13 protein-coding genes are annotated in these 14,305 nt (G+C 67.4%); 7 read left to right on the top strand and 6 right to left on the bottom strand.

The features are described 5' to 3' along the window. Nucleotides 1-78 precede the first annotated feature (78 nt). The gene (locus tag KEG38_RS13415; RefSeq protein WP_272419816.1) at nucleotides 79-1,647 is read left to right on the top strand and encodes a hypothetical protein; all 1,569 of its coding nucleotides are present in this window, start codon (nucleotides 79-81) and stop codon (nucleotides 1,645-1,647) included. Between the two features lie 25 nt (nucleotides 1,648-1,672). On the opposite strand, the gene KEG38_RS13420 is transcribed toward KEG38_RS13415, so the two are convergent. Further along, on the bottom strand, nucleotides 1,673-1,972 hold the full coding sequence (locus tag KEG38_RS13420; protein WP_272419817.1) for a KTSC domain-containing protein: 300 nt from the start codon (nucleotides 1,970-1,972) through the stop codon (nucleotides 1,673-1,675). Nucleotides 1,973-2,143: 171 nt separating this feature from the next. Continuing rightward, the gene (locus tag KEG38_RS13425) at nucleotides 2,144-3,004 is read right to left on the bottom strand and encodes an MBL fold metallo-hydrolase (protein WP_272419818.1); all 861 of its coding nucleotides are present in this window, start codon (nucleotides 3,002-3,004) and stop codon (nucleotides 2,144-2,146) included. 95 nt (nucleotides 3,005-3,099) lie between these two features. Between KEG38_RS13425 and KEG38_RS13430 the strand changes: the two genes are divergently transcribed. Continuing rightward, a complete protein-coding gene (locus KEG38_RS13430) occupies nucleotides 3,100-3,822 on the top strand; it encodes a SecDF P1 head subdomain-containing protein (protein ID WP_272419819.1) in 723 nt (240 codons plus the stop codon). Nucleotides 3,823-4,223: 401 nt separating this feature from the next. Here KEG38_RS13430 and KEG38_RS13435 read toward each other — a convergent pair whose 3' ends face one another. Continuing rightward, entirely contained in the window at nucleotides 4,224-4,634 is a 411-nt protein-coding gene (locus KEG38_RS13435) for a helix-turn-helix domain-containing protein (protein ID WP_308216882.1), read from the bottom strand. 192 nt (nucleotides 4,635-4,826) lie between these two features. Here KEG38_RS13435 and KEG38_RS13440 point away from each other — a divergent pair, with 192 nt between their 5' ends. The 4 genes from KEG38_RS13440 to KEG38_RS13455 all read left to right on the top strand — a co-directional run bounded on the left by KEG38_RS13440 (nucleotide 4,827) and on the right by KEG38_RS13455 (nucleotide 9,831). Next, nucleotides 4,827-6,191, top strand: coding sequence for an erythromycin esterase family protein (locus tag KEG38_RS13440; protein WP_272419821.1), 1,365 nt, complete (start codon nucleotides 4,827-4,829; stop codon nucleotides 6,189-6,191). A gap of 57 nt (nucleotides 6,192-6,248) precedes the next feature. Continuing rightward, nucleotides 6,249-7,373 carry a UDP-galactopyranose mutase gene (gene glf / locus KEG38_RS13445; RefSeq protein ID WP_272419822.1) on the top strand — a complete coding sequence of 375 codons (1,125 nt, stop codon included), beginning with the start codon at nucleotides 6,249-6,251 and terminating at the stop codon, nucleotides 7,371-7,373. A gap of 200 nt (nucleotides 7,374-7,573) precedes the next feature. Next, nucleotides 7,574-9,046 carry an alkaline phosphatase family protein gene (locus tag KEG38_RS13450; protein WP_272419823.1) on the top strand — a complete coding sequence of 491 codons (1,473 nt, stop codon included), beginning with the start codon at nucleotides 7,574-7,576 and terminating at the stop codon, nucleotides 9,044-9,046. Next, nucleotides 9,043-9,831, top strand: a complete 789-nt coding sequence (locus KEG38_RS13455) for a hypothetical protein (RefSeq protein WP_272419824.1) — start codon at nucleotides 9,043-9,045, stop codon at nucleotides 9,829-9,831. Before KEG38_RS13450 ends, KEG38_RS13455 begins: the two co-directional genes overlap by 4 nt. Nucleotides 9,832-9,884: 53 nt before the next feature. Here the strand turns inward: KEG38_RS13455 and KEG38_RS13460 are convergent, their stop codons facing one another. Continuing rightward, the gene (locus KEG38_RS13460; protein ID WP_272419825.1) at nucleotides 9,885-10,277 is read right to left on the bottom strand and encodes a hypothetical protein; all 393 of its coding nucleotides are present in this window, start codon (nucleotides 10,275-10,277) and stop codon (nucleotides 9,885-9,887) included. A gap of 60 nt (nucleotides 10,278-10,337) precedes the next feature. On the opposite strand from KEG38_RS13460, the gene KEG38_RS13465 reads away from it, so the two are divergent. Further along, nucleotides 10,338-12,146: a hypothetical protein gene (locus KEG38_RS13465; protein WP_272419826.1), complete on the top strand. Its 1,809-nt coding sequence runs from the start codon at nucleotides 10,338-10,340 to the stop codon at nucleotides 12,144-12,146. 157 nt (nucleotides 12,147-12,303) lie between these two features. Here KEG38_RS13465 and KEG38_RS13470 read toward each other — a convergent pair whose 3' ends face one another. Both KEG38_RS13470 and KEG38_RS13475 read right to left on the bottom strand, forming a co-directional pair. Further along, nucleotides 12,304-13,512, bottom strand: coding sequence for an acyltransferase family protein (locus tag KEG38_RS13470; protein ID WP_272419827.1), 1,209 nt, complete (start codon nucleotides 13,510-13,512; stop codon nucleotides 12,304-12,306). Nucleotides 13,513-13,540: 28 nt separating this feature from the next. Next, a complete protein-coding gene (locus KEG38_RS13475) occupies nucleotides 13,541-14,293 on the bottom strand; it encodes a hypothetical protein (RefSeq protein WP_272419828.1) in 753 nt (250 codons plus the stop codon). Nucleotides 14,294-14,305: the final 12 nt, after the last annotated feature.

The following is a 14,305-nucleotide window of genomic DNA, read 5'->3' on the forward strand; positions in this document are numbered from 1 at the left end:
GCTTCCGGCGCTCCGTCGGCCGCCGCGCCGGCGTCGACGGGCGCGGCAGCTGCCGCGGGGGGAAGCGAGGGGGCGGCCGTGCAGCCGACCACGCCTCCCTCGACGAAGAGCATCCAGGTCAGCATCAAGGACCTGCAGTTCTTCCACCCGTACTCGTCCGAGCGGGCGATGCCGAGCGTGCGCGACAACGGCAGCTTCAGCACGCGCGACCAGAGCTCGGCGTATGGCCTCGGCGTCATCATCGAGGCGACGAACGACACAGGCGAGGTCCTCTCCGACGCCTGGTTCGAGGGCAGCTTGCGCTTCGTCAATGGCGATCGCGAGGTCGAGTGCAAGTTCAGCCCCGATTCGGTGGGCGACCTCTACAACACGACCTACACGCTCCATTTCAACAACGTCCCCGACGACGCGAAGGCCGATCCGTTCACCGGCGAGAAGCCCTCGGCGTGGCGGAACGAGTCGAGCTCGACGAACGAGGGCGTCTGGCGGCCGGGGGAGAAGATCCGGCTCGTGTCGCGCAAGAACGAGTGCGAATCGGTCGTGCTCGCGGACATGCCGCCCTCGCAGATTCGAGGCCGCATCGTGGTCAAGGCGAACAAGGTGTTCGTGAAATCGTACGCGTCCGTGTTCGACGAGGGCGCGTTCGATCTGGCGCTCGTCGGAGATTCCGTGCGCATTCGCGACAAGGCGTCCGGGCACGTCGCCTTCGTGCCCGTTCGCGAGGAGGCGGAGGGCAATCGGAGCGCGCGGTACAACGTCCTCACGATGACGGCGGCCAAGGACGCCTCGAAGGACGCCCCGTCGGTTCCGCTCTCGCACCTCGAGCTGCGGTATCCGATCCGGTACACGCGGGCGGACATCCTCGAGAGCTCGCCGCTCGAATTCGATCTGCCGCCGCAGTCGATGACCATGCAAATGGTCAAACTCCCGTCCGGGGAAATGGTGCACGCCTCGGGCAACGTCCTCGTGTACGTCAAGGAAAACAAGGTCGTCTACCAGGACATGGCGAAGGCAAAGCTCAGCCTGCTCGGTGTCACCCGCGAGGACGTGCCGGGGTCGATGCCGGCGGTGACGTTCACGAAGAACGAGCTCTCCGGCTCCGTGAAGAGCGCGACGCTCACCGATCACGTGGACGACTCGGCGCTTTCGAAAGGGCAACGCAAGCTCAGCGTGACGTGGAATCTGCACCTGCAGGGCGACGGCATCGATAGGCGCCTGCGTGTTCCGTTCGACATCGCGTCGAGCGAATACGAGAAGGCGGCCGCGGACCTCCAGAAGGTCGACGGCGGGGACGCCGCGGCGGTGGCGGAGGCGAAGGGGGCCGAGGCGAAGGCGAAGGCCGCGAAGAGCGCCGCCGAGACGAAATACAAGAACGGCATGAAGGGCGAGCGCGAGAAGCTCGCGAAGGCCTTCGCGTGCCCCGAGGTGAAGATCGCGACGAACCGCGGGACGAAGAGCCCGTCCAATGGAAAGGCCGTGGGCGAGGCCTGCAAGGCGCTCGTGACGGGCAGCGACGACCTCGAGGTGACGATCACCTACACCCTCGAGCGATACGAGATCCCGGTCGCGCTCGTGTACTCGCTCGGTGGTGATTTCACCTGGAATCCCATCGCGAGCGCGCCCCTGCTCCGTCTCGACGCGCGCTGAGCTCGTCCCTTCCGGCGCTGCCGCTTCAGCAGAGCCGCTCGCACGGGTACTGTCCACGCACGTTCGCCAGGAAATACCTTCCCAGCGAAGGTGCGTGGAGCAGCTCGTCGTGCACCTCGGGGGGCACGCCGCTGTAGCGGTAGAGCCTGCCATCCTTGAATTCGAGGTCGAGCTCGTGCGCTTCGGGGTTGTACCCGACGCTGCGCAGGCTCGTCGACGTCACCGGGACGCGCGGCGGGAAGTCCTCGGCTGCCTCGGTTTCGCACGGACGAACCCAGTCCGCGGGCAAACCCTGATCACCCATGCTGGAGCGGCGGTTCTGCATGCAGACCACGTTCCGCGACCAACGTGCCCGTTCCGGGACGAACTTGCCTGCTCCGTTTGTCGGCGGCTCTCTGGCAAACGGGGTTCGTCAGCGGAAGGAAGCGGTTCGCAGGGGCAAGCGAGCATGCCCCAGGGAATCACGGCTTTTTGGTGGGATCGATGGCGGGAGGGCTCAGGCCGCTCGGCGACCGGGTTCCTTCACGTCGAAGGTGAACGTCTCGCCCCGCGCGAGATACACGACGCGATCTTCGAGGCCGGCTTCGCGTACGGCCTTGACGAAATCCTCGAGCGGCGAGCGGAAGACCGTGTAGTCGTCGTAATGAATGGGAATGGCCTTGCGCGGATCGAGGATCTGGAGCGCTTCGACGCCCTGCGCCGCGTCCATCGTGACGAGCACGCCGAGGATCCTCGTGCCGCCGAGGTGGACGAGCGCGAGGTCGATGCCGGGATACCTGCGCGGAATGGCGCGGAGGTCCTCGTGGACGAGCGTGTCGCCGGAAATGTAGAGCCGGAGCGCGGGGGACTCGAAATCGAGCATCGAGCCCATCGTGTCGGGCAAGAAGCGCGATACCACGGGCGGACCGTGGCGCGCCGGCATGGCCGTGATGCGGACGCGCGACGCGCCTTTCTCCACCACGATCGATCCCCAGCGATCGAGTCCCTCGGCCCGCCCGAACCCCATGCCGCGCAGGGACGCCGCGGCCTGCTCGGTGGTGACGATTGGCAAGGACCGATCGAGCTCGCGCGCCACGCGCCGGTCGAAGTGGTCCTCGTGCAAATGGGAGAGCAAGACGAGGTCCACCGGCGGCAGGTCGGCGAGGTCGATCGCCGGATTGGTTTTTCGTTCCGAGGTCAGGCCATAACCCAGATGAACGTGATCGCCGGCGTGCAAGAAGTTCGGATCCGTGAGGATCGTGAAGCCGGCATAACGCAAGAGCACGGTCGCCGTGCCGACGAAAAAGATGGAGCCCGCGCCCCCGGGATTCTCGGGGCCGGGCGGCAGGACGAGGCGCTTCGTTGGTATCGGTTTCATCCGAGATCCCTGGGGGCGTTCGTCCCGGGGTCAAATCAGGGATGACGGGGGACCACGGTTGACGACGCCCGGGCTCCCGGGATACAAAAACGGTCATGGTCTCCGCTCGCGCTCGAATGATGTTGATCCTCGCGCTCGCCCTGTCGCCGTCCGGTTGCGTGAAGAAGGACGACGCCGTGGACCGCTCGGGCACGCGGCCCGTGACGATGGAGGTCGTCGTGGTCGACGATGACTTCGATCCATTCACGGAGCCCGTGGGCGCGTTGCCCGACGGCGTATCGATACGCCTCGAAACAGCGATCAGGGCGCGTGGGCTTGTGACACAGCATTACGCGATGCTCGTCAAGAAACCGGGCGAGACCGACGCCCAGGCGAAGGAGCGCTTCTCGCCGTGGCTCTCGGCGCAACCTCTCCCGGCCGGGCGCAGGTTCATCGTCGGCGACGTGGTCGAGGAAAACGAGACAGGGGAGCTCTCGCCGATCGGTCTTCGCACGTACGTGCTCACGGGAGAGGCGATCGTCACGCAGGCGAACGTGATCGACGCGAGCGTGCTCGTGGACGACGGAAAGGGGCCGATGCGGCAGCCGGTCGTGATGGTCACGTTCGACGCCGCGGGCGGCGAGCGGTTCCACGAGGCGACGCGTGAGCACGTGAAGGAGCGAATCGCCATCGTCGTGGATGGCAAAGCGATGAGCCTGCCCGTGGTCCAGTCGCCCATTCCCGGCGGGCGGGTATCGATCTCGATGCAGGGGTACGACGAGCAGGCGGTGGCCGAGGCCCAGCGGCTCGCCGCGGGGCTGCGCGGCAAAGCGAAGTGACGCGGGGCGTGAGGCCGCGGCTCGGGGCTCATTCCAAAGTGCGAATGGCGTCGTAACGCATCACGGGGCGGCTCGTGTATGGCCGAGCAGGCAATCACGGCGCACCGCGGCGAGGCGAACGGACGCGAGCGTTTTCGGCATGGCCTCTGCATACCGAGGCACGTCCGGGCGCGAGAGGGCGCGTCCGCGGCATACAGGAGTACGAAGGTGAAGCAGAAATCGAGACCTGACGATCGAAGCGAGCCCGAGGTGCCCCCGAGCGGCCCGCCTCGGGCGCCGGAGGCCGATGCCGAGGGCAACATTCCCCCGAACGCCCTGCATACGCCGACGCCCCCGGAGACGCAGCCCTCGGATCCGAGACATTACGAAAAAATACCCAAGCTGCCCGGAGACCGCTGAGTCTAAGCGCGGGCGCTCGTGCGGCGACGCGTGGGCGCTTGCGCCTCGACCGGAGCGCGCGCCTGCATCTCGCGACGCAGCTTCGGCAGCTCCTTCTTCGGCAACCTGCGCACGATGTCCGCGATCCGGCCTCGATCGTCCTCTTCGGGGAACGTCACGAGATCCATGGGGAGCGCTTCGAGCGCGAGCGCGATGCGCTCCAGCGTCTCGACCGTGATCGCCGCGAGCCCGTGCTCGACGCTGGAAAGATGGCCTTTGGATAGACCACCCGCGTCCGCGAGCTGGGCCAGGGACATGTTCCGCTCGACGCGGAGCGCGCGGATACGGGCACCAATCTTGGAAGTGAAGGGAGCAGCAGTCTTTCTTCTAGGCATGTTCGAGACTATGCCACAACCAAGAGCCCAGCCAAACATGATTTCGTCATTCGCAAGAAGTTTTACTTAGGCGAACATTCTACTGTTCTGACGCGGAGATGCGCCGCATCCAAAGCCTGGATCGCGGGCGCGCGGACCGCGCCGGCGGGCGCGCGAGCAGTGTCGGGAACGCCCGACGCCCGCGCGGACTCCGCACACGCGAGACATCAATGGCAGCTTGTGATTCCGACCATGACGTACCATGACGCGCACATGGCTACGCATGCGCCGCTCCAAGCCGCTCTGCCTCGCACCGTGGCGGCGTGCGCCTTCCCGCTCGAGGGGGCCCGGCACGACCATGATGCATTGCTCCATGCCATCGGGGATTCGACGCTCGTCCTGCTCGGGGAGGCGTCGCACGGGACGCACGAGTTCTACGACGAGCGCGCGCGCCTGACGCGCCGGCTCATCAAGGAGAAGGGGTTCTGCGCGGTCGCCGTCGAGGCCGACTGGCCGGACGCCTATCGCATCAATCGTTTCGTCCGAGGCAGGGGCCCGGACCCCGGGCCGCTCGAAGCGCTCGGCGGATTCGAGCGCTTCCCCGCGTGGATGTGGCGAAACACGGACGTGCTCGATTTCGTGAAATGGCTCCGGCAGCACAACGACGCGCACCCCCACCGCGCCGCCGGGTTCTACGGGCTCGATCTCTACAGCATGAACACGTCGATCGAGGCCGTGCTCGCGTATCTCGACCGGATCGATCCCGAGGGCGCCAAGCGAGCGAGGGAGCGATACGGGTGCTTCGAGGTCTTCGGCCACGATACGCAGGCGTACGGGTATGCGACGAGCGTCGGGATGGCGGAGTCGTGCGAGGACGAAGTGGTCCGGCAGCTCCTGGAGATCCAGCGGCGCGCGCCCGAATATGCCCGCCGCGGCCCGGACGAGGAGGGCGAGGACGAGGCGTTCTTCGCCGAGCAGAACGCGCGCCTCGTGAAGAACGCGGAGCGTTATTATCGCGCGATGTTCCGCGGCGGGGCCGCCTCCTGGAACCTGCGCGACGAGCACATGGCCGAAACGCTCGATGCGCTGCGGGCGCACCTCGAGCGTCGGCGCGGCTCGCCCGCCAAGGTCGTCGTGTGGGCGCACAACTCGCACCTCGGCGACGCGCGGGCGACCGAAATGGCCCGCGAGGGCGAGCTCAACGTCGGCCAGCTCGTGAAGGAGCGTCACCCGGACGTTTTTTCGATCGGGTTCACCACGTATGCGGGGATGGTCTCCGCCGCGTCGGGCTGGGGCGCCGAGGTCGAGCAAAAACGCGTGCGTCCCGCGCGTCCCGACAGCTACGAGGCGATCATGCACGCCACGGGCATCGAAAGATTCGCGCTCCTCTTGCATGATCCGAGGCTCTCGTCGCTCCATACGCAGCGGCTCGAGCGGGCGATCGGGGTCGTGTACATGCCGGCGACCGAGCGGGCGAGTCATTACTTCTACGCGGACCTCGCCTCCCAGTTCGACGCGGTCATTCATTTCGATCTGACACGCGCGGTCGAGCCCCTCGAAAAGACGGCGCGCTGGGAAGCAGGCGAGGCACCGGAGACGTACCCGACCGGGCTCTGAGCCGCCTCGCTCGACGAAGGGGCTTCCCGCTCGCGCAGCGAGCCCTAGGAGGGTTCCATGTTCGACTGGCTGATCGTGGGCGCTGGGTTCGCTGGCAGCGTACTGGCAGAGCGGCTCGCGCGCGGATCCGGCAAGCGGGTCCTCCTCCTCGACAAGCGGCGCCACATCGGAGGCAACGCGTACGACCATTACGACGACGAGGGCCTCCTCGTCCACGCGTACGGGCCGCACGTCTTCCACACGAACTCGAAGGAGGTCTTCGATTACCTCTCGCAGTTCACCGCGTGGCGGCCGTACCAGCACCGCGTGCTCGCGTCCGTGGACGGGCAGCTCGTCCCGATTCCGATCAACCTCGACACCATCAATTACCTGTACAACCTCCGCCTGACGTCACTCGAGCTCGAGGCGTTCTTCGCGGAGCGCGCCGAGAGGATCGCGCACGCGCGGACGAGCGAGGACGTCATCGTCGGCAAGATCGGGCGCGAGCTCTACGAGAAGTTCTTCCGGAACTACGCCCGCAAGCAATGGGGGCTCGATCCCTCCGAGCTCGACGCCTCGGTGACCACGCACATCCCGGTCCGGACGAGCCGCGACGACCGGTATTTCACGGACACGTACCAGGCGATGCCGCTCCGCGGCTACACGCGGATGTTCGAGCGCATGCTCGACCACCCGAACATCAAGGTCATGCTCGGCGTGGACTTCCGCGAAGTGGAGAGATCGATTCCGCACGATCAGGTCATCTACACCGGGTCGATCGACGCCTATTTCGATCATCGTTACGGCCCGCTCCCGTACCGCTCGCTCGAGTTCCGGTTCGAGACGAAGAACGCCCCGATCTTCCAGCCCGCGCCCGTGGTGAACCACCCGAACGAGCACCCCTACACGCGCGTGACCGAATGCAAGTACCTCACGGGGCAGGAGCACCCGAAGACGACCCTCGTGTACGAATACCCGCGCGCCGAGGGCGAGCCCTACTACCCGATCCCGCGGCCCGAGAACGTGGTGCTCTACCGGAAGTACGAGGCGCTCGCCGCGGCCACGCCCGGCGTTCATTTCATCGGCAGGCTCGCGACGTACCGATATTACAACATGGATCAGGTGGTCGCGCAGGCGCTCAAGCTCTACGCGAAGCTCACCGGCCTGCCGCGCAAGCAGACGACCCTCGCGGCCGCGGCCTGACGGAACTTCGAGCGAGCGGTCCCGACGGTATATCGGGCGTTCCGGGAATCTGCGGCTCCACCGGATCGGGCGTTCGACGCCCCCTGCCTCGATATCACTCCATAACGTGAGATCCTCGTATTCCCGGCGGCAGAAAGCCTCCTGCGGGGACGATCGAGCTTGCTCGTCCTCGAAGTCGTGCTGATGTGCCGAGCTTAGGCATGGCACGACGAAATTCATTGCGAGGGCTTGCGGGACAGGTGTCGCGTCGCGCGGCGCTGAAAGGGCTCGGGGCCGGGATCGGCGCCGCGGCGCTCGGGAGCGGGTGCGCGACGGGGCCGGATCGTTGCGAGGCCGGACCCACCGCGCCGGCCGTGGGCCCCGACTTCGATGCCCATGGCGCGCCGACGCCGAGGCGATTGCTTGCTGGGATCGACACGTTCGTGGTCGTCATGATGGAGAACCGCTCCTTCGACCACTTCTTCGGCGCGCTCGCGTTTGATCCCGATTACCCCGCGCGGGACGCCGTCGACGGGCTCGAAGGCGGCGAGGCGAACGAGGACGACGACGGCACCACGATGGCCATGCATCGGGCCGAGGTGGCTTGTGATCACCACGGTCCGCTGCACACCTGGGATGCGGCGCACACGGCGTTCGCCGAAGGTCGAAACGACGGGTTTTTGCGGGCGAACAAGGGTGTCCTGTGGCGGCAGCGGGACGCGATGACGTACCACGATCGGAGCCAGATCCCCCTGTTTTATGCGCTGGCCGATCAATACGTGGTCTGTGACCGATGGTTCTCGTCCGTGCTCGGGCCGACCTGGCCGAATCGGTTTTTCCTGCACGCCACGACGTCCCAGGGCATCACCACGAATGATCCGATCACGGACGGGCCGGCGACGATCTGGGAAAAGCTCGGGAAGGGCTGCTGGTCCTCGAAAGCGTACGCCGCCGGGCCTGCGCACTGGTATCACGCGGGCTTCCGGGGGCGTACGCTCGGGGGGAACGATCCGATGGTCTGCACGCGGGTCGAGACGTTTTTCCACGACGCGCGCACCGGCAACCTGCCGAATTTCTCCGTCATCGACCCTGATTTCTGGTCCTCCGACCTCCACCCGCCGCACAGCCTGGCCCTCGGCGAGGCCCTGGTCGGCAGCATCGTGCGTTCGATGCAGGAGAGCCCGCAATGGGGGCGCTCGCTCCTCATCATCACGTTCGACGAATACGGCGGGTTTTACGACCACGTGCCCCCGCCGACCACGGAGGATCCACGCCCGGCGTTCCGGCAGCTCGGTTTTCGTGTCCCCTCGCTGGTGATCGGCCCGTCCGTTCGCGCGGGCGAGGTCGTCTCCACGCAGCTCGAGCACGTCTCGATCGCGGCCTCGCTGGCCACGCGGTTCGGCATCGAGAGCCTCGGGCCGCGCATGGATGCGGCCGCGGATCTCTCGTCGTGCATCGACCCGGCGAAGGTGGGTTTGCCCCCGGGGCCCATGGGCAGGCTGCCCCGCATCGACATCGATCGGAGGCGCGTGGAGGAGGTGAGCTTCCGTTTTACCAGCCAACCGGGTATCGAGGCGGCGCTCCGCGCGGGCGCCATTCCCCTCGATCGGATCGACCCGCGCTCGCACGAGGAGCGCCTCGGCTCTTTGCTGCGTCACGCACAGGAGTTCGAGGTCGCGAGGGTCTCCGAATGAGGCACACGTTGCTCCACGCTGCCGCGCTCGTGATGGCCCTCGTCGCGGGGGCGGCGCGGGCCGAGGCCGCCGAGGAAGCGGCCGCGCCCGAGGCCAAGCGGCCCCTGATGCTCCCGCCGCTCGCGCGGAACATGGTGCGCGTGCAGGGCACCGTGCGTCCCTTCTTCAACCTGATCGGGCCGGGCGGGGGCGCGATCGGGGATCTCTCGGTCGAATATTACTTCCAGCGACCCTTCAAGCTCGGCTTCGAGCTCTCTCCTTTCGCGTTCGTCCTCGTCCCCGAGGGGCCGGGCACGATCGTGCATGCCCGCGTGCGCGGAGCGTTCTCCTCCGATTACGTCGAGGTCGGCCTCGGAATCGGGGGGCGAATGCAGTATTTCGGCCCGAGTGGCCTCTCCGTGGCGCCGGCGATGCGGCTCGGCAGCCTGGACGGCTTGAATCTACGGGCGGAGATGGGGTATTCGCTGATCCGCAACTATTACACGCGGCAGACGCAGTTCGCGCTGTCGCACGTGACGGGCGGCCTCGACGTCCCGGTGACGCGACGATTGGCGCTCACCCTGGACGGCGGGTATGGGCTCGACCTCTGGGCGTATGCGACCCTGGGCGCGCGGCAATGGATCACGGGGCGCGGCGAGCCGGGCTCGCTCGCGATCGGAGCGTCCGTGGGGGCCGCGTGGGTGGTCGATCGATTTCCCTGTCAGTATGGCGACATCGACCCCTGCCGCGGGGCCGCCTGGGGCCTCGGGCCGACGATTGCCGTTCGGGTCGATCGGAGATTCTGAAGCCGCGTTGCCGGGGGGCGTGGGGGGGCACCCCCCACGTTGGGCAAGAACCGTCAATACATGGGCGTGCCGCCGGTGCCGCCCTGCCCGGTCGGGCAGGAGGTCGAGCCGACGACGTAGCAGGACTTGGTCGGGACGTCGCAGCAGTTCGCGCCGCCTTGCGGGGCCGCGGGACAGCTATTCTGGCAGTCCGCGTCCGCGAAGCAGTCTTCGACGCAGACCGGACCGCCGCCCGTGGTGCTGCTCGAGCTCGAGCTCGACGCCGTGCCCCCGGCGCCGCCAGCGCCGCCGATGCCGCCGCTGCCGCCGTTTCCGCCTTCTCCGCCTTCACCGCCTTCGCCGCCGGAAGGCTGGTTGCCGAACTCCGGCCGCTCGGAGGTCGCGCAGGCGGTGAAGCTCGCGGCGAAGAGACCAAGGACCAACCAGGTGACGCTAGCGTATTTCACGAGTTTGTGGTCTGAGAGTACCCGAATGCCGCGCTCTCCACAACCACCTCCTTGTCGACAATGACGAACGACGCGGCCCCTCGCTCCTCCCGCGCGCCGCAACTCCGCGCGACAATTGCAGCGCTATCAGAAGGTCGCCGCCCCTGGATCGGCCTCGCGCTCATTTTGCTGCTCGGCGTCATCGTCTACCTGCCGGCGATCCGAACGCCCTTCCTGCTCGACGATTACCTCCAGGCCTCGATGATCGAGGGCACGTTCCCCGGAAAGCGGGGTCCGTTCGACCTCTACGACTTCATCAACGACACCGATCGCGGGGCCCTCGTCGAGCGCGGCATGCTCCCCTGGTGGGCACACCCCGATCTCCAGATCCGCTTCTTCCGGCCACTCGCGAGCGCGCTCCGTTATTTTGAGCACCAAGCGTTCCGCGGCGTGCCGCTCCTCATGCACCTGCACTCGTTCGCCTGGTGGGCGGCGATGGTGCTCGGCGCGCGCTCTCTCTTCCGGCGCGCGCTCTCGGCGCGGGCCGCGGCGATCGCGACGGTCGCGTTCGCGCTCGCGCCCGCCCACGCGATTCCCCTCGCCTGGCTCGCCAACCGCGAGGCGCTGCTCTCGCTCACGTTCGGTATCGCAGGCCTCGCCGCGCATGCGCGTTTCCGCGAGGAACGAAGGCTCGGAGACGCGGCGCTCGCGACGGTGCTCTTCACGCTTTCGCTGCTTTCCGGCGAGTACGCCGTGTGCTTCGGCGGCTACGTGCTCGCCCTGGAGATCGTGGGCAAACGCGAGAGCCTGCTCCGGCGCATCGGGTTCGTCTCGACGTTCGTTTTGCCCACGGCCGCGTACCTCTACGCGCGGCACCGGGGCGGATATGGCTCGTTCGGCTCGGGCTTCTACACGGATCCGTTCCGCGAGACGGGCTCGTTTTTGCGCGCCGTGCCGCGCAGGTTCTTCACGCTCCTCGCGGATGGATGGCTCGCGCTCGACGACGAGACGCTGCTGCCGAACAACACCTCGATCGTCCTGCCCGTGCTCCTCGCGGTCGGCACCGCGGCGCTGCTCTACGTGCCGCTGCGGCGCGCGTACGCGGCGCAGGACGAGGCGCGCCGCCCGAAGATCGCGTGGCTCCTCCTCGGATCCGTGCTCGCGCTCGTGCCGGTGCTGCCCGTGGTGCCCTCGCCGCGTGTGCTCGGCGCGAGCTTGCTCGGCATCACGCCCGCGGTCGGCATGCTCCTCGAATACGCGTGGTTCTCCGCGGCGAGCGACGAGGACGCGCGCCGTCCGAGGAACGTGGCCGTGCAGCTCACGGCGCTCGCCGCGGTGGCGCTCGGCTTCGCGCACCTCGTGCACGGCCCCGGGACCGCGTGGCTCATGGCGCGGAGGCAGCAGAGATCCGCCGACGATTTCACGAAGCACTCGGCCGAGCTGCGCGGGCAGATCGAGGCGCCGGAGAACGCCGAGGTGGTCGTGATCCGCTGCATGGCGAGCGCGTTTTTCTTGCCGTTCGCGCTCGACGATCGCGGCCGTTTGCCCGCGCGCTGGCGGATCCTCGCGCAGACGGGTCACGCGCTCGTGCTCCGGCGCGACGCGCGCACGCTCGACGTCCGCGTGCCCCCGGAGCACAGCCTCTTTCCGATGGGCCCAGGCGCGCTCTTCCGCAGCTACGATGCCCTGATCGCGCCGGGCGAGGTCTTCACGGTGCCGGGCGTCCGCGTGACGGTGCTCGACGTCGGCCCGCGTGGCCCGCGATCGGCGCGCTTCGAGCTCGATCGTGATCTCGATTCGTCCTCGCTCACGTGGATCACCGAGGGCCGGGGGGGTTTTTCCTTCGCGGAGCTGCCGCCGCGCGGGTTCGGAAAACCCTTCGATCCCTAGAGCGCCGAACAGTTCGGCGCTCTGCGAGATCGCGAAGCGAGCTCGCCTCGGGGGGTGAATCGTCCGGGCTTTGCCCGGACGAGAGGGGGACGCGAGGCGTCCCCCTCGGGACGAAAGAAGCCTAGAACATCGAGCGGTTGTCAAACCGATCGATGTTCTAGGCCGCGAATCGCTCGCGCAGCCAGAGCGACGGCTTTTCGATGAGCACGTGCATCGCGTAGCCGATCACGAACGAGATGAGCATCGTGGCCGCGAGGGACGCGGGCCAGACGAGGAGGAGCGAGACGCGCTTTCCGTGGAGGAACTTCGCGGCGGGCAGGACGACGTGGTCGATGATCGGGATGTGCACGAGGTAGACGCCGTACCCGAGCGTCGCGGCGCGGCGGAAGAAGGGCGCCGAGAGGCCGCGATGGATGAAGCCGTCGCCGTGGAGCAGGAGTGGCAAGGCGCAGAGGTACATGAGGCTCGTCACGGTGCCCCAGCAGAAGACGTGCACGAGCTGGACGTGCTCCTCGCCGAACATCGCAGGGTTCAAGAGGAGCCAGAGGCACGTGAGCGCCGGGATCGCGAGGAGCGCGCGGTGGAACGGCCGCGAAAGAAAGCGGCCGACAGCCTCGCCGTGGCGCTGGTGCACGAAGGCGAGGAGGATCCCCGCGATGAGCGTGTCGAAGCGCGTGTGCGTGCGGAAGTAGAGCGCGCCGTAGAGGATGAAATCGTTCCACGGGCGGTAGCGGAAGTAGATGACGAGCCGCACGACGAGCGCCGCGAAGAAGAGCGCGCCGAGCAGGGCGAAGCGCGCTCGCTCGCTGCGAAGGCGGTGGAGCACGAAAAAGAGGAGCGGGACCGTCAGGTAAAACTGCTCCTCGAGAGAGAGCGACCAGCCCCAGAACATGATGATGTCGGGCCGGTGCAGGGAGACGAAGTTCGTGAGGTATGTGTACTCGTAGGGCAGGTGCGCGCGTTGCGTCGCCGTGAGCGGGAGCGCGAGCGCGAGGATCGTGAGCACCACGTAGTACGAGGGGAACGTGCGGAGGACGCGGCGCAGGTAGAAGCGGCGCAGGTCCTGGGTGCCGCTCTTCTGCAGGGAGCGGAGCAGGATCGAGCCGATGAGGAAGCCGCTCAGGAGGAAAAAGAGATCCATCCCGAAGAAGATCGAGAGGGATCGGTCGACGAAGCCGCGATCGAGCGGGATGCCCTGCTCGCCCCAGAAGATCCACGTGACGTGGTACTGGACGACGCTGACGATCGCGAGGACCCGCAGGCCGTGGAGCGCGGGATAACGGTTGTCGAGGAGATCGAGGGCGAAAAAGGCGCGGAGCCCGGAGGGTTTCGCGGGCGCGCCGAGGGCTTGGGCAGGCGCGGACATCGAGAGGCGATGGCGAGCTCTGGGAGGCTCACTCCTCCGGCTTCACGCCGCACATCTCCGCGACGCGGTTCACCTTCGCCTTGAACTCCTCGCCCGCGGGGTCGACCTTCTTCGACTCGGCGAGCAGCACCGCGAACCGACGCATGAGCGGAACGCCCGACTTGAGCGCGCCGAGCATGGACGTGAGGCTCGACTTCACCTTCGCGTCCTTGACCTGGAGCTTCTCCATCGCCGCGATGAACTTCTCGATCGCGGCGGCGTGCTCGGCGAACTTCTCGCCCTCGATGTTGGGGACCTTCTGGAGCTCGACGCCGAGGGCCTCGCACTCGGCTTGTGGCCCGTTGTTACACGTCGCGTCGAACGCGTTCGCCGTGGACGTGACCTTCTTTTCCCAGGCGCTGAGCTGCCCCTTGATCTGCTCCATCTCGTCGACGATCGGGCCCATCGACTTGAGCTGGTTGCCAAAGCTCTCGGCCTCGTCGGCGAGCTCGGCGACGGCCTCCTTGAAGTCGGGCGTCTCGATGGGCTGTTTTTTGAGATCGTCGGCGAGGCGGAGGAAGGCGCCCGTGAGCGAGCGCATTTCATCGGCAGGGCCCTGGCCTTTCGGCCGATCTTTGAGGGCGACGAGGTGCTTGCCGACGGCCTCGCACTCGGCCGGCCGGGCCTTGTCTTCGCCGCTGTTCGCGTCGGCGGACGTCTTCGGATCTTGGGCGGCCCCGCCGCCACAGGCGACGAGGAGGAAGAAGAAGGGGGCGAGGACGAGGCCCGAGCGCGTTCGCATCGCGCGGGGATA

Origin of the sequence: Polyangium jinanense (assembly GCF_028435265.1) — a bacterium.
GTDB classification, from domain to species: Bacteria; Myxococcota_A; Polyangia; order Polyangiales; family Polyangiaceae; genus Polyangium; species Polyangium jinanense.